This is a genomic window from Streptomyces sp. RerS4, assembly GCF_023515955.1.
Taxonomy (GTDB): domain Bacteria; phylum Actinomycetota; class Actinomycetes; order Streptomycetales; family Streptomycetaceae; genus Streptomyces.
In genome coordinates this window covers 4,100,073-4,118,829 of record NZ_CP097322.1, presented here as the reverse complement: position 1 = coordinate 4,118,829, position 18,757 = coordinate 4,100,073, and the positions used below count along the sequence as shown (strand labels likewise).

General features: G+C 72.8%; 18 protein-coding genes and 1 pseudogene. 7 read left to right on the top strand and 12 right to left on the bottom strand.

Annotation, left to right across the window (positions count from 1 at the left end; all coding sequences use genetic code 11):
* The first annotated feature begins 128 nt into the window (after positions 1–128).
* Entirely contained in the window at positions 129–764 is a 636-nt protein-coding gene (locus M4D82_RS19120) for a flavin reductase family protein (protein WP_502988957.1), read from the top strand.
* A gap of 57 nt (positions 765–821) precedes the next feature.
* Here the strand turns inward: M4D82_RS19120 and M4D82_RS19115 are convergent, their stop codons facing one another.
* Genes M4D82_RS19115 through M4D82_RS19105 form a run of 3 tightly spaced genes read right to left on the bottom strand, consistent with a single transcriptional unit; the run spans position 822 to position 4,006 of the window.
* On the bottom strand, positions 822–1,889 hold the full coding sequence (locus M4D82_RS19115) for a Zn-dependent alcohol dehydrogenase (RefSeq protein ID WP_249767203.1): 1,068 nt from the start codon (positions 1,887–1,889) through the stop codon (positions 822–824).
* Positions 1,886–3,085 (bottom strand): acyl-CoA dehydrogenase family protein, encoded by a 1,200-nt coding sequence (locus M4D82_RS19110; protein WP_249767202.1) that lies wholly within the window; start codon positions 3,083–3,085, stop codon positions 1,886–1,888. The genes M4D82_RS19115 and M4D82_RS19110 overlap by 4 nt, the downstream gene beginning before the upstream one ends.
* A 9-nt stretch (positions 3,086–3,094) precedes the next feature.
* The gene (locus tag M4D82_RS19105) at positions 3,095–4,006 is read right to left on the bottom strand and encodes an SDR family NAD(P)-dependent oxidoreductase (protein WP_249767201.1); all 912 of its coding nucleotides are present in this window, start codon (positions 4,004–4,006) and stop codon (positions 3,095–3,097) included.
* Between the two features lie 107 nt (positions 4,007–4,113).
* Between M4D82_RS19105 and M4D82_RS19100 the strand changes: the two genes are divergently transcribed.
* The 5 genes from M4D82_RS19100 (at position 4,114) to M4D82_RS19080 (ending at position 8,101) form a co-directional block, all read left to right on the top strand.
* The gene (locus M4D82_RS19100) at positions 4,114–5,040 is read left to right on the top strand and encodes a cyclase family protein (protein ID WP_249767200.1); all 927 of its coding nucleotides are present in this window, start codon (positions 4,114–4,116) and stop codon (positions 5,038–5,040) included.
* A 169-nt stretch (positions 5,041–5,209) separates the two neighbouring features.
* On the top strand, positions 5,210–5,968 hold the full coding sequence (locus M4D82_RS19095; RefSeq protein WP_249767199.1) for a hypothetical protein: 759 nt from the start codon (positions 5,210–5,212) through the stop codon (positions 5,966–5,968).
* A gap of 440 nt (positions 5,969–6,408) precedes the next feature.
* Complete coding sequence (locus tag M4D82_RS19090; RefSeq protein ID WP_249767198.1) at positions 6,409–6,954, top strand: hypothetical protein; 546 nt, start codon at positions 6,409–6,411, stop codon at positions 6,952–6,954.
* A gap of 269 nt (positions 6,955–7,223) precedes the next feature.
* Positions 7,224–7,811: an RNA polymerase sigma factor gene (locus tag M4D82_RS19085; RefSeq protein ID WP_249767197.1), complete on the top strand. Its 588-nt coding sequence runs from the start codon at positions 7,224–7,226 to the stop codon at positions 7,809–7,811.
* Entirely contained in the window at positions 7,808–8,101 is a 294-nt protein-coding gene (locus M4D82_RS19080; RefSeq protein WP_249767196.1) for a hypothetical protein, read from the top strand. Before M4D82_RS19085 ends, M4D82_RS19080 begins: the two co-directional genes overlap by 4 nt.
* Here M4D82_RS19080 and M4D82_RS19075 read toward each other — a convergent pair.
* From M4D82_RS19075 to M4D82_RS19050, 7 genes are all read right to left on the bottom strand, one after another.
* On the bottom strand, positions 8,090–9,406 hold the full coding sequence (locus tag M4D82_RS19075; protein WP_249767195.1) for a cytochrome P450 family protein: 1,317 nt from the start codon (positions 9,404–9,406) through the stop codon (positions 8,090–8,092). The genes M4D82_RS19080 and M4D82_RS19075 overlap by 12 nt on opposite strands.
* Positions 9,396–10,454: a cytochrome P450 gene (locus M4D82_RS19070; protein ID WP_249767194.1), complete on the bottom strand. Its 1,059-nt coding sequence runs from the start codon at positions 10,452–10,454 to the stop codon at positions 9,396–9,398. The genes M4D82_RS19075 and M4D82_RS19070 overlap by 11 nt, the downstream gene beginning before the upstream one ends.
* 81 nt (positions 10,455–10,535) lie before the next feature.
* Complete coding sequence (locus M4D82_RS34625; RefSeq protein WP_467296648.1) at positions 10,536–10,610, bottom strand: tryptorubin family RiPP precursor; 75 nt, start codon at positions 10,608–10,610, stop codon at positions 10,536–10,538.
* A gap of 424 nt (positions 10,611–11,034) precedes the next feature.
* A complete protein-coding gene (locus M4D82_RS19065; protein ID WP_249767193.1) occupies positions 11,035–11,505 on the bottom strand; it encodes an ATP-binding protein in 471 nt (156 codons plus the stop codon).
* Positions 11,506–11,839: 334 nt separating this feature from the next.
* On the bottom strand, positions 11,840–12,772 hold the full coding sequence (locus tag M4D82_RS19060) for an acyl-CoA dehydrogenase family protein (RefSeq protein ID WP_249771948.1): 933 nt from the start codon (positions 12,770–12,772) through the stop codon (positions 11,840–11,842).
* Positions 12,773–12,777: 5 nt separating this feature from the next.
* On the bottom strand, positions 12,778–13,941 hold the full coding sequence (locus tag M4D82_RS19055; protein WP_249767192.1) for an acyl-CoA dehydrogenase: 1,164 nt from the start codon (positions 13,939–13,941) through the stop codon (positions 12,778–12,780).
* A complete protein-coding gene (locus M4D82_RS19050; protein ID WP_249767191.1) occupies positions 13,941–15,128 on the bottom strand; it encodes an amidohydrolase family protein in 1,188 nt (395 codons plus the stop codon). The genes M4D82_RS19055 and M4D82_RS19050 overlap by 1 nt, the downstream gene beginning before the upstream one ends.
* 172 nt (positions 15,129–15,300) lie before the next feature.
* Between M4D82_RS19050 and M4D82_RS19045 the strand changes: the two genes are divergently transcribed.
* Complete coding sequence (locus M4D82_RS19045) at positions 15,301–16,869, top strand: class I adenylate-forming enzyme family protein (RefSeq protein ID WP_249767190.1); 1,569 nt, start codon at positions 15,301–15,303, stop codon at positions 16,867–16,869.
* 53 nt (positions 16,870–16,922) lie between these two features.
* Here M4D82_RS19045 and M4D82_RS19040 read toward each other — a convergent pair.
* Positions 16,923–18,141 (bottom strand): annotated as a pseudogene (locus M4D82_RS19040) (maleylpyruvate isomerase N-terminal domain-containing protein).
* On the bottom strand, positions 18,138–18,716 hold the full coding sequence (locus M4D82_RS19035; RefSeq protein WP_249771946.1) for a sigma-70 family RNA polymerase sigma factor: 579 nt from the start codon (positions 18,714–18,716) through the stop codon (positions 18,138–18,140). The pseudogene M4D82_RS19040 and the gene M4D82_RS19035 overlap by 4 nt, the downstream one beginning before the upstream one ends.
* Between the last annotated feature and the right edge of the window lie 41 nt (positions 18,717–18,757).

Sequence of the window (18,757 nt, the reverse complement as noted above, 5' to 3'; positions counted from 1 at the left end):
ATCCCCCGCTCCCACCGCTCGCCTACGCCCCTCCGGCCCCGCCCGTTTCACCCGTACGGAGCCCCCGTCCCCGCCCCGTCCCCCACCCCTTCACATCTGACGATCCGTCAGCTTCAATCGACGGTGTGATGGGACACGCAGGGATGGCGGCCACCGTCGTCCGATACCTCAGGTCGGTCGGCTCCCCCACGTCCGCGGGGGCGGAGCCCGATACGGCGGTGATCGACGCCCATCCGCGGCCCGAGTTGCGGGCCGTACGGGAGGACGAGCGGGCGCCGGTGAGCCCCGCCGAATTCCGGGCGGTCCTGGGCAACTTCGCGAGCGGCGTCACGATCGTCACCGCCCCGCCCGGTGAGGGCGAGAACGGGCCGGCCGGCTTCGCCTGCCAGTCCTTCGCCTCGCTCTCCCTCGACCCGCCGCTCGTCACGTTCATGGTGGCCCGGACGTCGACCACCTGGCCGCGCATCGCCCGCGCCGGGGTGTTCTGCGTGAACATCCTCGGCGCCGCTCAGGGCGAGCTGTGCCGCGCGTTCGCGGTCAGTGGGGCCGACAAGTTCGCCGGCGTCGGCCACCGGCCCGCCCCCGCCACCGGGTCGCCGCAGCTCGACGACGTGCCGGCCTGGATCGACTGCCGCGTCCACGCCGTCCACACCGGCGGCGACCACCTGATCGTGGTCGGTCGCGTCGAGGCGATGGGCGCGCGGGACGAGGGGGAACCGCTGCTGTTCTTCAAGGGGCGCTTCGGCCGCCTGACGACCGACTGACGGCCGCCTGACGGCCGACCGACGGCCGACTGGCGGCCGACCGAACCCGCGCGCGCGTCAGAAGGTGAGCACTCCCCGGGCCACGCGGCCGTGGTGGGCGTCGTCCACGGCCTTCGCGAAGTCCTCCACCGGGTAGACCTCCGTGACGAGTTCGTCGAGCAGCAGCTTCCCCTGCCGGTACAGCTCGGCGTAGAGCGCGATGTCGCGCTGGGGGCGCGAGGACCCGTACCGGCAACCCATGATCGTCTTGTCGAGGTACATGGACGACACGAGGAAGGACGCCTCCTCCTTGAACCCCGGCACGCCCAGCAGGATCGCCTGCCCGTGCCGGTCCAGGAGGTCGATGGCCTGCCGGATCAGCTTGACGTTGCCCACGCACTCGAACGCGTGGTCCGCGCCCGTCGGCAGGATCTCGCGCACGGCCGCCGAGGTGTCGGCCACCGCCGACGCGTCCACGAAGTGGGTCGCGCCGAACTGCCGGGCCACCGCCTCCTTCGCCGGGTTCGCGTCCACCGCCACGATGGTGGACGCCCCCGCGATCCGCGCGCCCTGGAGGACGTTCAGCCCGATGCCGCCGGTGCCGATGACCACCACCGTCTCGCCCCGGTCCACCCTGGCCCTGTTCAGGACCGCCCCCACCCCCGTCAGCACTCCGCAGCCGATGAGCGCGGCCGAGGTCAGCGGGATGTCCTCGGCGATCTTCACCGCCTGCACGGCCTTGACGAGGGTCCGCTCCGCGAACGCGGAGTTGGAGGCGAACTGGAACAGGGGCTGCCCGCCCCGCGAGAACGGCCGGCCCGGCATCCCGATCGCCTTGCGGCACATCGTCGGCCGCCCCCGGTCGCAGTCCGCGCAGGCCCCGCAGTTCGCGAGGGTCGACAGGGCCACGTGATCCCCCGGCGCCACGTGCGTGACCCCGGCGCCGATCGCCTCCACGACCCCCGCGCCCTCGTGCCCGAGCACCACCGGCGGCGGGAACGGGATCGTCCCGTCCATCACCGACAGGTCGCTGTGACACAGCCCGGCCGCGCCGATCGCGACGAGCACCTCCCCCGGCCCGGGGTCCCGTATCTCCAGGTCCGCGACCACCTGGGCCTGCTTGCCGTCGAACACGACGCCCCTCATCCGGACTCCTTCGGCAGGCCGAGCACCCGCTCGGCGATGATGTTCCGCTGGATCTCGTCCGAGCCGCCGTAGATGGTGTCGGCGCGGGTGAACAGGAACAGCCGCTGCGCCTCGTCGAGCCCCAGCTCGTACGGGGTGTCCGGCGACCACGCGCCCGGCCCGGCCGCAGCCGTCGCGCCCCGGACGGCCACGGCCAGCTCCCCCAGCCGCCGGTGCCAGCGGCCCCACAGCAGCTTGGCCACGCTCGGCGCGGCCGCGTCGCCGGTGGAGCCGAGCGTGCGCAGGGCGTTCCACCGCATGGTGCGCAGCTCGGCCCACTGCCGTACGAGGTCGTCGCGCAGGGCCGGATCGGGGGCGGCGGAGGTCGCGTAGACGGTGATCACCCGTTCCAGTTCGGCGGCGAAGCCGATCTGCTGGACGAGGGTGGACACGCCCCGTTCGAGGGCGAGCAGGCCCATGGCGACGCTCCAGCCGTTGCCTTCCCCGCCGACGACGTCGGTGGCGACGGCGCCGTCGAAGAACACCTCGTTGAACTCGGCCGTGCCGGACATCTGGCGGATCGGCCGGACCTCGATCCGGCCGGGCTGGTCCATCGGCACGAGGAGGAAGGACAGGCCCCGGTGACGGCGGGAGCCGGCTTCGGTGCGGGCCAGGACGAAGCACCAGTCGGCGTCCCGGGCCAGCGAGGTCCAGATCTTCTGCCCGGTGACGCGCGGCAGGCCGTCGGACGGGTCCCGTACGGCGGCGGTGCGGACGCCGGCCAGGTCGGATCCGGCGTCGGGCTCGCTGTAGCCCTGGCACCACAGCTCCTCGCCGCGCGCGATGCCGGGGAGGTGGCGGGCCTGCTGCTCCGGGGTGCCGTAGGCGATCAGCGTCGGCGCGAGGAGGTTCTCGCCGATGTGGCCGACCCGGCCGGGGGCGCGCAGCGCCGCGTACTCCTCGGCCCAGACGACCTGCCCGGTCAGGGAGAGCCGCTGCTGCCCGTACGTTCCGGCGGGTACGTCCCAGCCCTGGCCGATCCAACCGCCGCGGCCGAGTTCCCGTTCCCAGGCACGGCGGGTGGCGACCTCCTGGTGCTCGCCGCCGGGCCCGCCGAGGCCGACGGCGCGTTCGTAGGGGCCTGTGAGGTGCTGCGCGAGCCACGCGCGGGCGCGGGGGCGCAGCTCCTCGGCTTCGGTACCGAAGCTGAAGTCCACCGGTTCCCCTTACGCGTTGGGGCGGTCCTTGGCGGCCGCCGCCTTGGCCATGGCCTCCAGCCGGTCGAGCATCGGCATCGGGTCGGTGCCGACGGTGCCGGGGAGGAAGTCGGCGATCTTCTCGGGGGTCCAGGAGCCTTCGGCGTAGCCGGCGCGCAGTTCGCGGGGTTGCGCCCAGACGGCGATCTTGGGTCCGGCGATCGTGTAGACCTGCCCGGTGATGCCCTCGGCGTGGGCGCGGTCGCTGAGCAGGTAGGTCACGAGCGCGGCGACGTCCTCCGGCTCGCCGATCTCCTTGAGCTCCATCGGCACGTTGGCGGACATGCGGGTACGGGCGACCGGCGCGACGGCGTTGGCGGTGACCCCGTATTTGTGCAGGCCCAGGGCGGCGCTGCGGACCAGGGAGATGATCCCGCCCTTGGCGGCGCTGTAGTTGGCCTGGGCGACGGAGCCGGTGTGGTTGCCGCTGGTGAAGCCGATGAGGGTGCCGCCGCCCTGGCGGCGCATGACGGCGGAGGCGGCGCGGAAGACGGTGAAGGTGCCCTTGAGGTGGGTGGCGAGGACCGGGTCCCATTCCTCCTCGGACATGTTGAAGAGCATGCGTTCGCGCAGGATGCCGGCGACGCAGACGACGCCGTCGACGCGTCCGTAGCGCGCGAGGGCGGTGTCGACGACGCGTTGGCCGCCGGCCATGGTGGAGATGTCGTCGGCGACGGCGACGGCCTGCCCGCCGGCCGCGAGGATCTCCTTCACCACACCGTCGGCGATCTCGCTGCTGGGCTCGTTGCCCTCCATCCCCACGCCGTAGTCGTTGACGACGACCTTGGCTCCCTCGGCGGCGGCGGCGAGTGCCACCGCCCGCCCGATGCCCCGGCCGGCGCCGGTGACGGCGACGACCTTGCCTGCCAAGAAGTTCCCCACGTCCGGCCCCTTCCCGCATTTTCTGACGGTCCGTTAGATTCTATGACCAGTCGGATGCCCTGACACAAGACCTGGTTGCCCTTACTTGCCCAAGGAGCTGATGGCCGGTGACCCTCCCTCCCGAGTTCCACGACATCGCGAAGCGGATCAACAACTGGGGCCGCTGGGGCGCCGACGACGAGATCGGGACCCTGAACCTGATCACCGACGAGGTGGTGCGTTCGGCCGCCGCGGAGATCCGCACGGGCCGCCGGATCCCCCTGGCGCTCCCCCTGAAGGAGGACGGGGTGCAGGCGGGGCTGATCCCCGGCCGGATCAACCCGCTGCACACGATGGTGCAGATCAACCAGGAGATCTTCGGGCCCGGCACGGTGGCGTGCAGCGACGACGCGGTGACGATGGGCCTCCAGTCGGCCACCCACTGGGACGCCCTGACGCACGTCTCGCACTCGGGCCGCATCTACAACGGCCGCCCGGCCTCCACCATCACGGCGCACTCCCGCTCGGAATTCAGCGGCATCGACAAGGCCGCGCCCATCGTGTCGCGGGGCGTCCTGCTGGACGTGGCCCGCGCCAAAGGCCTGGACCGCCTCCCCGGCGACCACGCGGTCACCCCGGAGGACCTGGCCGAGGCCGAGGAGTTCGGCCGGGTCACGGTCCGGTCCGGGGACATCGTCCTGGTCCGCACGGGCCAGATGCAGGTCTACCTGGCGGGCGACAAGCACGGCTACGGCTTCCCGTCCCCGGGCCTGTCGGTCCGCACCCCGGAGTGGTTCCACGCCCGCGACGTGGCGGCGGTCGCGAACGACACCCTGACCTTCGAGATCTTCCCGCCGGAGATCGAGAACCTGTGGCTGCCGGTCCACGCCCTCGACCTGGTCGAAATGGGCATGCACCAGGGCCAGAACTGGAACCTCGAAGCCCTGTCCACAGCCTGTGCGGAAGCCGCCCGCCACTCCTTCCTCCTCTCGGCGATGCCGGAACCCTTCGTAGGCGCCACCGGCACCCCGGTAGCCCCGGTGGCGATCCTCTGAGCCCACACCCCCTCCCCCCGTCGATAAGGTCGGCACATCCGTTGACCTGAAGGGGAGTTGGCACGTGAGGGACAGCAGTACGGGGGCGTCGCCGGAGCCGGGCAGCATTCCACCCAGCCCACCCATCCCACCCCTCCCACCCCTTCCACCCATGCCGACGGCGCCACCGATGCCGACGCCGCCCGCTCCCACCGGACACCCGCCGCGCTGGGCGTGGTGGGTGATCGGCATCGTCATCCCGGTCATGGGCACGGTGGTCACCCTCCTGGCCACCGCGAACAAGCCCGACACCCCGCCCCGCGCCGCCCACCCGCCGGTGACCACCCCGTCAACCCCGCCCGCCTCCCCTTCCCCTCCCCCTTCCCGTTCGGCCGTCAAACCGCTCCCCGGCGCCCCCTCACCGTCCACCGGCACCCCGGCCGCACCCGGCCCCCAGGACCTGACGGCCCCCGCCGGCTACCAGGTCCAGGAGGGCAGGTGGGGCATCGCCCCGCCGGCATGCGGCGAGACCCTGCTGGTCGACCTCGACGCCGGGGTGTCCACCACCGTGAAGGTGGACGTCGGAGACGACCCCAGCGCGACTCAGACGCAGACCATCGAGCTGGAGTACCGGCCCGACGCGACCTTGTGCTCCACCGGAGACGTCCCGTACGCCATGGAACTGCGATCGGTGACCGGCCGGCAGGTGGGGGTGATCCGACCGGGTCGCCCCCAGTCGTTCGAAGAGTGCCGGGCCGCCGCCGGAACCGGCTTCGGGCCCGTGAAGGCGGGAAACGGCCGCTGGACGAGCCGCGGCCTGACGAAGGGGGCGGCCGTCTGCGCCGTCACCGACAAGGGCAGCGTGGCGATGGCCCTCTTCGACGACGAGAACGAGGACCCCCGCCTCCCGGTGGTCAGCGGCAAACTCATCGTCTGGTCGAAGTCCTGACCCGCCCCAAGGCGGGATCGGGCCCGGGGCCGCAGTCGGCGTCGTGGTCCGTCGTCAGGGCCGACAGGGTGCCGGGTCGGAGTGGACCTCGGCGGCGTGCTGCCGGCCATCCCCCGCACGGGGACCGTCGCGGCCTCCTGACCCGTTCGCCCTGTTTCGCGCCACTCGGGTGGGGTGGGGGCGGTGGGGAGGGGCAGGGTGGGTGAACGTGCACGCCAGGTGGGCGGGGCCGTTGCCCCTTACACCGAGGCGCACGCACAGACGTGCGAGACGGGAGGGGCGGTTGGGGCCAGGCGATATGGGTGGTAAGCGCAAGAAAGCCTCATCACGACCGATTCCGCCCTTCATGGGCCGCTCCGCCTTCGAAAGGATGGTCCGCGACACCCGGGCCGCCCGTCGAGACGGTCGGCCCTCCGGTCGCCGAAGTAGAGGGGAACCACATGTCAGCGCGTAAGACCCTGGCGATCCTGGCCGCGAGCGCGGCCCTGGTCGCGGGCCCCGTCCTGTCCGCCCAGGCCTCGACCGCCACCCCGACCGACCAGCAGATCGCCTATGCCGAACAGGCGCGGGCCGCCGGACTCACCGACCGCCAGGCCGGACAGCTCCAGCGGGAGGTCGACGCCGTCCTCGCGAAGGACCCCCAGGCCCGCCAGGTCTCCGCGAACAAACTCACCACCGCCGGCGGCAGCATGACCCTCGCCGTCCCGGGCCGCACCGAAACCCGCGACCTGGCCTCCCCCGACACGGCCCTGGCCTGCAACCACGGCCACCTGTGCATCACCGACGGGCGCGGCGTCAACTACGACTACTACCGGTGCGGCTACTACGACTTCGGCGGCATCGGCGACGGCACCTTCAACAACAACCAGACCTCCGGCACCCGGGCCCGCTTCTACAACCTGGACGGCAGCGAACGCTGGTCCAACGTCGCCAAGGACACCGGCACGGCCTCCTGGACGCCCGTCCACCACATCCGCCCCTGCTGACGCCGACCCCCCGAACGGCCATCTGACCGCCTGACCCTTCGAACGGTGCCCCCGCCCCCACTCCCCGGGCCGGGGGCATCCTCGCGTGCGGGTGAATCCTTTCGGGGCCTGCCGCCCTCTTGTCTGTGTACCGGCCGAACGGGCCGGCCAGAACCGGGAGGAAACATCCATGATGGTCACCGTCCTCGTAGCGATCGGCGCCCTGCTCGTGGGCGCGTGCAGTTGGCACCTGTTGCGGCGCTACAAGAGCCGAGGCTGACCCGTAGCCCATGAACCCACGCTTCCCCTGGCCGGACGAGCGGCTGATCAAGGCCGCGCAGGACGGCGACGTCACCTCGCTCACCACCGTCGTCATGGAATCGCAGCCCCATGTGCGCAAGTTCGCCCTGTCCCTGTGCTCCACGCCGCAGGACGCGGAGGACGCCGCACAGGAGGCGCTGATCATCCTCTACCGGAAGATCGGCACCCTGCGGACCACCGGCGCGCTCGCCTCGTGGATGTTCCGGATCGTCCGCAACGAATGCCTCCGGCAGGTACGGCTCCTCGTATCGCGGAGCGACGAGGCCTCGGCCGAACCGGAGACGAGCGCGGAACCGTCCGCCGAGGACGCGGTACTGCGCCGGCTGGAGGCGGAGCGGATCGCGGCGGCCGTCAGCGCCCTTCCCCGCGACCAGCGGCAGGTCCTGATCATGCGGGACGTACAGGGCCTGCCGGGCAGGACCGTCGCCCACGCGCTCGGCCTCAGCACCGCCGCGATGAAGTCCCGCCTGCACAGGGCACGCACGGCACTGCGCGACGCGCTGGCGGCGCCCGAACAGCCAATCGACCCACGAGCCGGAGGGGGCTCACACCCATGAAGACCACCCAGCCCGCGATGAACTTCGCCAGCTCATCCGTCCCGCGCCACCTGGCGCGCGGCGCCATCGGCTTCGGGCTGATCATCGGCTCGATCGCCCTGGTACCCGTCGTCGGCCCGGTCAGCCTGCTGGCGGCCCCGTTGGCCCTGATCGCCTTCCGCGGCTGCCCCACCTGCTGGATGGTCGGCCTCGCGCAGACCATCTCCCGCGGCCGGCTGGAACGCCGGTGCGACGAGGACGGCGTCTGCACCCTCGCGGTCGCCGGCGCCCCACCGCGCTCACCCCAGTAGCACGCGCAGCGCACGGGGGCCGCGGTGGCGGGGGTTGTGCCGCCAGTGGGGGGCGGCGGTCAGGGTCATGCGCGGGTGGCGGCGCAGGAGGGCGTCGACGGCGATACGGGCCTGGAGGCGGGCCAGGGGGGCGCCGAGGCAGTGGTGGACGCCGTGCCCGAACGCCAGGTGCGCCCCGGCATCAGGGCGGGCCGGGTGGAAGCGGTCGGGGTCGAAGCGGTCCGGGTCGGCGAAGACGGCCGGGTCCCGGTTGGCGGAGAGCAGGCCGATCTGCACGAAGTCACCGGCCGGGATCGTGACCCCGCCGAGGGGGACGGGCTCGGTGGCGTAGCGGATCGTGGCGACCGCGAACGGGCTCTCGTACCGCAGCACTTCCTCGATCAGCGGCCCCGTCAGGGAGGGGTCGGCGCGGAGTGCGGCGAGGCGGTCGGGGTGGGTCAGCAGCGCGTGGACGGCGTTCGCGATCAGATTGGCGGTGGTCTGGTGGCCGGCCACCACCAGCAGGAACGCCATCGAGGTGATCTCCTGCTCGCTCAGCCGGTCCCCGTCGTCGCGGGCGGCGACCAGCTCCGTCAGCAGGTCGTCGCCGGGGTGGGCGCGCTTGTGCGCGAGCAACGCTGAGATGTGGCCGGCCATCGCCATCGCCGTCTCCGGGGAGACCTCGCCGTCGCCCTCCTCCCCGGAGAGTTGCGCGGCCCACGCGGCCAGGACGTCCCCGGCCCCGTCGGAGGCGTCCGCGCCGAGCAGGTCGAAGATCACGGCGAGCGGCAGGGGGATCGCGAAGCCCGCTACGAGGTCCACCGCACCCGACGCGCCGAGCCCGTCCAGCCCCTCCAACCCCTCCAACCCCTCCAACCCATCGAGCAGCCGCTCCACGTGCCCCTCGATCACCGGCCGCAGCGCGGCCACCCGCCGCGCGGTGAACGCCCGTTGGACCAGGGCGCGCAGGCGGGTGTGCCGGGGTGGATCGGAGTTCAGCATGTGCGCGGTCAGCGCCCGCCCGGGGCCGGGGCCGGGGCCACCCCCGCCGGGCCGGGCGGCGAACGCCTCCGTCGCGGCGTTCTTCGCGAGCCGGGGGTCGGCCAGCGCGGCCCGGCACGCGGCGTGCCCGGTCACCGCCCACCCCTCCAACGGGATCTCCCCGGGAATCAGCACCCGGTGCACCCCACCGGCGCGCTCCCGCCAAGCGCGGTAGACGGGGTGGGGGTCCTGAAAGAACCCGTCGGGCGCGACCTCGTACGGCGCGGCCGCGTACGGCGCCACCTGGTCCGCCCCGGCCCCGTCCGCCCCGGCCTCAGAGGACACGACGCCCCCCGCGCACCAGCCGTACGTCCTCCACGCCGAGCAGCCCGACCACCGGCACCTTCGCCCTGCGCTGCGCGGGGTCGACCTCCAGCCCGGCTTCCTTGACCAGGTCGAGCAGCAGCTCCGCCAGCGGCATCACCAGGTGCCGGCCCCAGCAGCGCTCCGAGGCGTGCCCGAAGGGCAGGTAGCCGGGCGCGGTGTCGGGGTCGAGGTGCTCCCACCGCTCGGGCAGGAACACGTCGGGTTCGTCCCACAGCGCCGGGTCGCGGTGCGACAGCAGCGGCAGGACGAGTACGTCGTCCCGCGCGCCGATCCGCGCGTCGAGGGCCGGGTACTCGGGCGAGGCCAGGCGCAGGATGTTCCAGGACGGGGGCAGCAGCCGCGCGGACTCGTGGATGAGGTGCCGGTTCGGGACGCCGTCGGCGAAGGGGGCGCCGAGCCAGAGCGCGTTCGCGACGAGGGTGGAGACGGTGAAGCAGACCGGGGCGGCCGTCCTCCGGTACATGCCCATCGCGTGACGTCGGTCTTGGTACCCGCCCGCTTCCGCGAGCAGCGCGGAGATTCCGCTTGCGTTTCGCTGCGGCCTCTTCCGGCGCGGAATCGCCGCGCCCGCCGCGATGACGGACCAGGTGAGTATCGGGGTGAGTTCGAGATTGCGACTCATCAGAATGCGCAGCCGTCGCGGGTCGCTTCCGAGAATGAGGTCGCGCAGGAAGTAATGCCCGGTGTGCGGCCAGGAACCGGCGAGTTCCGATTCCTTCGGCCGTCCCCTTTCCAGGGCTTCGCGTACGTCCCGGCCGATGACGCGCATCAGCGAGGCGGCCTCGCCGCGTCCGATCGAGCGGCCGTGCAGCGGCTTGAAGGTGGGCCGTTCGGTCTCGGTCGCCCGACGGGCGGCGAGGATCCGGTCGGCCAGCTCGTGGCCGGCGACGCCGACGGTGTCGGCTTCGAGCCGGAACGCTTCCTTGCCGGTGTGCTCGCGCAGCAGGGCGGCCATCCGGGGCGCGAACGCGGTGGTCCGCACGGCCGGGAGGGAGGAGAGGGACATGCGGGACTCCGGGACTCCGGTGCGGATGAGGTCCGTCGACGCCGCCCCGGCCGCCCACGCGACCGGAGCGGCCGTGCCGGTCTAGTACCAGATGTACCAGGCACTCTTCTTGAGGCTCTGCCGACCGGAAACAGCGTGGCGGATGGCGAACAACATCTTCATCGCGGTACCCCTTTCCCCTGGGCGGCTCGTGGCCGCGTTATCGGAAACAGCGGGCGGCACCGGAATTCACTCCTCCTGCGGGAAGAACGCCCCGACACCACCCGGTTGCGAATGCGCGGCCACCATAGACACCGAACTCGCCCCCGATCAATGGGGCCTGAATCTTTATGTCTCGACCTCCAAAGCCCTTTCCGGCCACCGCCACAGCCCGATTTCCGGCCGAAGGCGGCATGCTGGAGCGGAAAGGCGCGGCGGGGGACCTACGGGTGGCGGCGTGCGTTCGTGCACACCCCGAGCGCGGCACGGCAGCCGCCACCCCACGACCCGCACTCGTCAAGGCACAGGACCCTTGGCGTCCCCTCGCGACGAATCGCTCACCACCAGGGTGATCAACACGTGACGAACCGTCAACACCTCGTTAGAGGTACACGCGCGGTTCCCGGCGACGGGCAAAATTTTCCTCCGGGCGCGCCGCCACGGCCACCGGGGCCGTCGGGCCCGCCTCGGGACGGTCGATCTCGCACCAGATCCGCTTGCCCGCGCCCTCGCGCTGCCACCCCCACCGGTCCGCGAGTCCGTCCACCAACTCCAGTCCGCGACCGCCCGTGTCGTCCCCGGCGGCCTGCCGGCGGGCCGGCGCCCGGTCGCTCGCGTCCGCGACCTCGACCCGCACCCCCGGCCCACCGAACAGCATCCGCAGCACGGCCGGACAGCCCGTGTGCACGACCGCGTTCGTGACCAGCTCGGAGATCAGCAGGATGAGCGTCTCCGCGAGCGGCTCGTCCTCCCCCACGCCGGACCCCGCCAGCCTGGACCGGGCCCACCGGCGGGCCCGGCCGACCTCGGCGGGATCCGGTCCTACCTCCAGTTGCACCTGAAGCACCTGCACCGCTCACACCATCCGAACCGGCGGACACTTCGCCTCGCGACAGGATGGGATCACCGACTGTGACCCCCGTGCCGAGCAGCATGGTTGACATACAGTCACCACAACAAGCGCTTCGGGCATATTCCAGCGCGAAGGAGTAGGCGTGGTGCATACTGTGCGGCGCTCGCGCCGCTCAACCGCTCGCATTCGTGGGAGCGTACCGGAGCAGGCCCCCGCCTCCGGCCCGGATCGGCGAGCGGGCAGGACACAAACCGATATCAACTCTCTGTAATCGGACATGCGTCCCGCGCCGTCCTTGCCGTGCCCCTGCCGGGCTTCCCCCGGTGACACGCCGCTACCGAATCCCCAGCGCCCGCGCCCCCAGCAGTTCCGCCGCCAGCAGTTCCTCCGCCTCCGGCGCCGTGCGCCACTGCCGGGCCCGTACCCACGCCCGCTTCAGGTGCAGGTGCACGTCCGCCTCCCAGGTGAAGCCCATGCCGCCGTGTACCTGGAGGCAGTCCCGGGCGCCCTCCACGGCCGCCTCGTCCGCCAGGAGCTTGGCCGCCGCGATCTCCGCCGCGTCCCGCGTCACCGCCGCCGCGTACACCGCCGTACGGGCCACCTCGGCCCGGACCAGCATCCCCGCGCACAGGTGCTTGACGGCCTGGAACGCCCCGATCGGCCGCCCGAACTGCTCCCGCTCGCCCGCGTACCGCACGGCCAGCTCCAGCGTCCGCAGCGCGCTGCCGACCTGGAGGGCCGCCGTCAGCAGCGCGCCCGTGTCCCGGTCGTCGGCCGCGACGGCGGCCCCCGAAGCCGAAGCGACCTCGTACAGCGGCGTCAGCGGGTCCGCCGAGCGGACCGGATCGCCCGCCGGCACGCCCTCCACACCGAGCACCGCGTCCGCCTCGCCGAGATGGGCGACCAGCGGCCCGTCCAGGTCGTACGCCGTGACCACCGTCGTCCCCGACGCCGCGCCCGGGATCCGCCCCGCCGCCAGGTGCGTCGCCACCAACGGCCCCGGCAACAGCGCCCGCCCGGCCTCCTCGAAGACGAGCACCGCCTCCGGCAGGCCGAGCCCGACGCCGCCCTCGGACTCCGGGAGCCGCAGCGCGAAGAACCCCGCCTCGCCCAGCTCCCGCCACAGCTTCCGGTCGACCGCCGGCCCGCCGCCGTGCCCGCCGCCGTCCACGGCCGCCCGGAGCGCCTCGCGCCCGAAGCGGGCGGCCAGCAGGTCCCGTACGCCCGCCCGCAGGTCGCGCTGGTCACGCGTCGGCTGGAAGTCCATTCCGCTCACCGCCCCTTCGGGAGGCCGAGGATCCGCTCGGCGACGATGTTGCGCTGGATCTGGGAGGTGCCCGCCGCGATCGTGTACGAGAGGGACGAAAGCCGGTCCAGGGTCCACTCCTCGTCCAGGGACAGCGACCGCACGCCCAGCACCTCGGCGGCCACCTCGTACAGCTCCTGGCGCGCGTGCGAGTACGCCAGCTTGAAGACGCTGCCCCCGATGCCGGGGACGCCGCCCGAGGCCTGCGCCTCGCTGACGTTCCACTGCGTGAGGCGCCACAGCGCCCCGAACTCCGCCGACAGCCGCCCCAGCCGACGGCGCAGCACGGGGTCGTCCCAGCGGCCGTCGGCCTTCGCGGTACGGGCGAGCGCGCCCAGGGTGCGGCGGCAGGCGACGACCTCGCCCACGAAGGCCGTGCCGCGCTCGAAGGACAGGGTGACCATCGTGACGCGCCAGCCGTCGTTCTCCTCCCCGACGCGGTTGGCCACGGGGACCCGCACCTCGTCGAGGAAGACCTCCGCGAACTCCGTCGACCCGGCGAGCGTGCGCAGGGGCCGGACCGTCACCCCCGGCGCGTCCATGGGCATGGCCAGCCAGGAGATCCCCCGATGCCGGTCGGTCTGCGCGTCGACGGGGCTCGTCCGCACCAGCAGCTCGCACCAGTCGGCGACCTCGGCGTGCGAGGTCCAGATCTTGGAGCCGGTGATCACGTAGTCGTCGCCGTCGCGCACCGCGCGCGTGCGCAGCGCGGCCAGGTCGGAGCCGGCGTCCGGTTCGCTGAAGCCCTGGCACCACACCTCGTCACCGCGCAGGACGGGCGGCAGCCAGCGGGCGCGCTGGGCGGCCGTGCCCTCGGCGGCGATGGTCGGGCCGGCGTGCAGCAGGCCGACGAAGTTCGCGCCGACGTACGGGGCTCCCGCGCGCTCCGTCTCCTCCAGGAAGATCAGGTGCTGGGTCGGGGTGGCCCCCCGCCCGCCGGCGTCGACGGGCCAGTGCAGACCCGCGTAGCCGGCGTCGTAGAGCCTGCGCTGCCAGCCGGCGTCGTACGCGCGCCGGCCGGGCCAGTCGTCCGGCGACGGCTTCGCGGGCAGCTCGGGGAGCACCTCGGCGAGCCAGGCGCGCAGCCGCGCCCGGAACTCCCGTTCCTCCTCGGTGTACGTCAGATCCATCAGACGAGATCCAGGCCCAGCATGCGGATGGCGTTGCCGCGCATCAGCTTGTGGATCGTCTCGTCGTCGAGGCCCTTCACATGGTCGAGGGCGACCTCCTTGGTGTGCGGGAAGGTCGAGTCGACGTGCGGGTAGTCGGTCTCGAAGGTGGCGTTGTCGCGGCCGACGACGTCCAGCGAGGCGATGCCGTGCTTGTCGCGGAAGAAGCAGCAGAACATCTGCCGGTAGTAGTACGTGGACGGCGGCTCGGGGATCAGGTCCCGGACTCCGCCCCAGGCGCGGTGTTCGCGCCACACGTCGTCGGCGCGTTCCAGGGCGTACGGGATCCAGCCCATCTGGCCCTCGCTGTAGGCGAGCTTCAGCGTCGGGTACTTCACGAGGACCCCGCTGAAGAGGAAGTCCATCATCGAGGCCATGGCGTTGTTGAAGCTCAGCGCGGCCTGGACGGCGGGTGGGGCGTCCGGGGAGGCGGCGGGCATCTGCGAGGAGGACCCGATGTGCATGTTGACGACGGTGCCGGTCTCCTGGCAGACGGCGAAGAAGGGGTCCCAGTAGCCGGAGTGGATGGACGGCAGGCCGAGGTGGGTGGGGATCTCGGAGAAGGTCACGGCGCGCACGCCCCGGGCGGCGTTGCGGCGGATCTCGGCGACGGCGAGGTCGATGTCCCACAGCGGGATGATGCACAGCGGGATGAGCCGGCCGCCGCTGTCGCCGCACCACTCCTCGACCATCCAGTCGTTGTACGCGCGCACACAGGCGAGCGCGACCTCCTTGTCCCGGGCCTCCGCGAAGGTCTGCCCGCAAAAGCGCGGGAAGGTCGGGAAGCACAGGGACGCCTCGACGTGGTTGAGGTCCATGTCGGCCAGGCGCGCCTTGGGGTCCCAGCAGCCGCGCCGCATCTCGTCCCGCGTGATCCCCTCCAGGGTCATGTCGTCGCGGTCGAAGCCGACGGCGGCGATGTTGCGCTTGTACGGGAACTTGAGGTCCTCGTAGATCCACCAGTCGGTCGGCGGTCCGTCGGGGTCCATGGAGATGACGTACTTGCCGCCGACGTACTCCAGCTCGCCGATGCCGGCGGTGACCGCCTTGGGTCCGCGGTCGCGGTACCTGGCCGGCAGCCAGACGTCGAAGAGGTGCGCGGGTTCGATCACGTGGTCGTCGACGCTGATGATCCGAGGCAGTTCCATGGCTTCCCGATCCCCAATCCCCGATGCGACCTTTTCTGATGGGTCGTCAGAAACAAGCTAGCCCCGCCACCCCTGGACCGACAAGCGCCGGCGCCCTACGCTCTGCGCTTGATCTGACTCACCGTCAGGTCGATGCTCCATGCTCGATGCCATGTCCTACGGGAGGTCTGGGATGACGGACACGACGGACACCGCCACGGAGCAGAGCCGCTCGCTGAGCCGCTCCGCGACCCTCTGGGAGCTGGTCGCCCGCCGCGCCGACCTCACCCCCGACGTCCCCGTCCTCATCGAGGCCGCCGAGGACCCCGCCGACGACCGCACGCTGACCTTCGGCGCCCTGCGCGAGCGCGCCGAACGCGTCGCCGCCGGCCTGTACGGCATGGGCGTGCGCCCCGGCACCGTCGTCGCCTGGCAGCTGCCGACCCGCATCGAGACCGTCCTGCTGTCGCTGGCCCTCGCCCGGATCGGGGCCGTCCAGTCCCCCGTCATCCCCTTCTACCGCGACCGCGAGGTCGGCTTCGCCCTGCGCGAGTCCAAGGCGGAGTTCTTCGCCGTCCCCGGCGTCTGGCGCGGCTTCGACCACACCGCCATGGCCGCCCGCCTCGGCGCGCGCGGGGTCTTCGAGGCCTACGCCTCCCTCCCCGACGGCGACCCGGCCGTCCTGCCGGCGCCGCCCACCGACGGCACGGCCGTCCGCTGGATCTACTGGACCTCCGGCACCACCTCCGACCCCAAGGGCGTCCTGCACACCGACCGCTCCCTGATCGCGGGCGGCTCCTGCCTCGCCGACGCCCTGCGCCTGACACCGTCCGACGTCGGCTCGATGGCCTTCCCCTTCGCGCACATCGCCGGACCCGACTACACCGTGATGCTGCTGCTGTACGGGTTCCCGGCGGTGCTCTTCGAGAAGTTCGCGATGCCCGACGCCCTCGACGGCTACCGCCGCCACCGCGTCACCGTCGCCGGCGGCTCCACCGCCTTCTACTCGATGTTCCTGACCGAACAGCGCAAGCACCCCGCCACCAAGCTCATCCCCAGCCTGCGCCTGCTCGCCGGCGGCGGCGCCCCCAAGCCGCCGGAGATCTACCACGCCGTCGTGCGCGAACTGGGCTGCCAACTCACCCACGGCTACGGCATGACCGAAGTCCCGATGATCACGATGGGTTCCCCCGACGACACCCCCGAGAACCTCGCCACGACCGAGGGCCGCCCCCCGGTCGGCATGTCGATCCGCATCACCACCCCCGACGGCGCCCCCCTGCCCCCGCACACCGACGGCGAGGTCAGACTGCGCGGCGAGGCCGTCTGCCGGGGCTACCTGAACCAGGACCCGGCGGCGGAGGTCTTCGACGCCGACGGCTACCTGATCACCGGCGACCTCGGCCACCTCACCGCCGACGGCCACCTCGTCCTCACCGGCCGCAGCAAGGACGTCATCATCCGCAAGGGCGAGAACATCTCCGCGAAGGAGATCGAGGACCTCCTGCACGAGCTGCCCGCCGTCGGCGACGTCGCCGTCATCGGCCTGCCCGACCCCGAGCGCGGCGAGCGCGTCTGCGCCGTCGTGGAGCAGCCGGCGGGCGCGGCCCCGCTGACCCTGCCCGAGGTGACCGCGTACCTGCGCGCGCGGGGGCTCGCCCCCCACAAGCTCCCCGAACAGCTGGAACTCGTCGAGGCGCTCCCCCGCAACGACGCGCTGCGCAAGGTCCTCAAGTACCGCCTGCGCGAGCGGTACGCGTAGCCGGCCGCACCGGCCCCCGCACCGCGCGAGGGCCGGCCGCTACGAACCGCCCACTACAACCGGCTCAGGGAGGCCGCCGCGAACAGGACGTCGCGGATCGCCTCCCGGTCGCCGATCTGGCCCGCCGCGGCCTCCTCCGGCGAGATGCGGCCGGCCGCCAACTGGCAGAACTCCAGGCCGTCCAACGCGACCTCCGCCACCGTGTGCTCCCGCGACGGCTTGGCCGCCGGCGAGTCCAGCGCGATGTCCCAGCTGCCGCCACCCGCGCCCTCGATCTCCAGGTGCAGGGTGCGCCCGGGAGCGCCCGCCGCGACCAGCCCGCGCGCGGGCGCCGCCAGCCCCGCACGCCGCCGCTGCGCCAGCGCGCCCGGCAGCAGCCGCGCCGCGAGGTCGATCATCCGGTTCAGGTGCGGGCCCGAAGGCTGCTCGTACGGGTAGTCCACCGCGTCCGCGATGTCCCAGGCGTGCACCCAGCACTCGAAGGCCCGCTCCAGGAACGCGTCCCCCAGCGGCAGCGCGAACGGCCCGTAGTCCACGGACAGTTCGGCCACGCCCCGGCCCGCGAAGGACACCGTACGCACCAACGTGTGCCCCTGCTCCCGCCACGGCTCGCGCACCCGCCGGGTGGGCGGGTGCGGGTGCGCGCTCCAGAAGTGCCGCGTACGGTCCGTGGGGCCGCCCGGCGGCGCCTGCGGCCCGAGCGGGTCGTCCAGGCCGAGGGCCGGTCGCGACGAGCCCGTCCACCGTCATCAGGTGCCCGATCACGCCCGCCACCGTCGTGCGCTGCGTACGCCGCCGCTCCTCCTCGAACCACTTCAGCCGGACCGGCGTGTGCCACTCGGAGTCGCCGAAGTCGCGCAGCAGCGCGTCGAGCCGCGCGGTCTCCGTGTCGTACGGGCTCGCCCACGCCGGCACCGGGATCCGCGCCGGACGCTTGCCCAGGCAGTCCTCCAGCACCCGCGAACGCAGCAGCGGCTTCAGGTCGAGGCTCTCCTCGGGGTGCAGCAGGCCCACCGCGTCCCGCAGCCGCAGCGCCTCCTCGGCGCAGGGCGCGCACTCGGTGAGGTGCTCCTCGACGGCCTGGGTCTCCTCGGGGGAGCAGGCGGCCAGCGCCCATGCCCCGAGCAGGGACTTCAGCACGGCGTGCGAGGGCGGCCCCGGCGGCGGAGGGTCCAGGTCGTCACCGGCCGCCCGCGGACCCGGTATCCGCGCGGGACCGGCCGGGGGCCGCTCGTACGCGTCTTCGGGATGGTCTTCGGAGGGGCCGGTCATCGGGGCGTTCCATATCCGCTGGGGCCGTATCCGGGCGGCGCGTTGTCCTCCCGGGGCAGGAGATTGGCGGTCGACAGCAGTTGGAGGCCGAGCCGCAGCCGGCGCCGCGCCTCGTCCTCGCTGATCTTGAGGTCGGCGGCGGCCTGGCGGTAGTCGCGCCGCTTGAAGTAGGCCAGTTCCAGGGCGGCCCGCAGGGGCGCGGGCATCGAGGTGACGATGTAGTCGGCGCGGGCGGCGGCGTTGGCGCTGCGCACCTTCTGTTCGAGTTCCTCGCGCGAGCCCCGGCCCAGTTCGGCCTGGCGCAGGCGGGCGACGGCCTGGCCCTGGGTGATGCGGGCGACCCAGGAGCGCATGGAGCCCTGCTTGGGGTCGTAGGCGTCCGGGTTCTCCCAGATGTAGCCGAAGACCTCGCGGGTGATGCGGTCCGCCGCCGTCTCGTCGCCCAACACCCGGTGGGCGAGGCTGTGGACGAGGGATGCGAACCGGTCGTAGAGCTCGCCGAGCGCGGCGGCCTCCCCGCGGGCGAGGCGTTGCTGCATACGACGGTCCCAGCGCGGTGGAACGTCCTTCGCCATCGTGCCCCCAGCCATGTGTCGACCCGTCGAATGTAGTCGGC

Excerpts from the sequence above, each read along its gene's own strand:
- M4D82_RS19120 (WP_502988957.1), top strand. The coding sequence starts at position 129 with ATGGGACACGCAGGGATGGCGGCCACCGTCGTCCGATACCTCAGGTCG.
- M4D82_RS19115 (WP_249767203.1), bottom strand. The coding sequence starts at position 1,889 with ATGAGGGGCGTCGTGTTCGACGGCAAGCAGGCCCAGGTGGTCGCGGAC.
- M4D82_RS19095 (WP_249767199.1), top strand. The coding sequence starts at position 5,210 with ATGCCGACGCCGCCCGCTCCCACCGGACACCCGCCGCGCTGGGCGTGG.
- M4D82_RS19090 (WP_249767198.1), top strand. The coding sequence starts at position 6,409 with ATGTCAGCGCGTAAGACCCTGGCGATCCTGGCCGCGAGCGCGGCCCTG.
- M4D82_RS19085 (WP_249767197.1), top strand. The coding sequence starts at position 7,224 with ATGAACCCACGCTTCCCCTGGCCGGACGAGCGGCTGATCAAGGCCGCG.
- M4D82_RS19080 (WP_249767196.1), top strand. The coding sequence starts at position 7,808 with ATGAAGACCACCCAGCCCGCGATGAACTTCGCCAGCTCATCCGTCCCG.
- M4D82_RS19070 (WP_249767194.1), bottom strand. The coding sequence starts at position 10,454 with ATGTCCCTCTCCTCCCTCCCGGCCGTGCGGACCACCGCGTTCGCGCCC.
- M4D82_RS19060 (WP_249771948.1), bottom strand. The coding sequence starts at position 12,772 with ATGGACTTCCAGCCGACGCGTGACCAGCGCGACCTGCGGGCGGGCGTA.
- M4D82_RS19055 (WP_249767192.1), bottom strand. The coding sequence starts at position 13,941 with ATGGATCTGACGTACACCGAGGAGGAACGGGAGTTCCGGGCGCGGCTG.
- M4D82_RS19050 (WP_249767191.1), bottom strand. The coding sequence starts at position 15,128 with ATGGAACTGCCTCGGATCATCAGCGTCGACGACCACGTGATCGAACCC.
- M4D82_RS19045 (WP_249767190.1), top strand. The coding sequence starts at position 15,301 with ATGACGGACACGACGGACACCGCCACGGAGCAGAGCCGCTCGCTGAGC.
- M4D82_RS19035 (WP_249771946.1), bottom strand. The coding sequence starts at position 18,716 with ATGGCGAAGGACGTTCCACCGCGCTGGGACCGTCGTATGCAGCAACGC.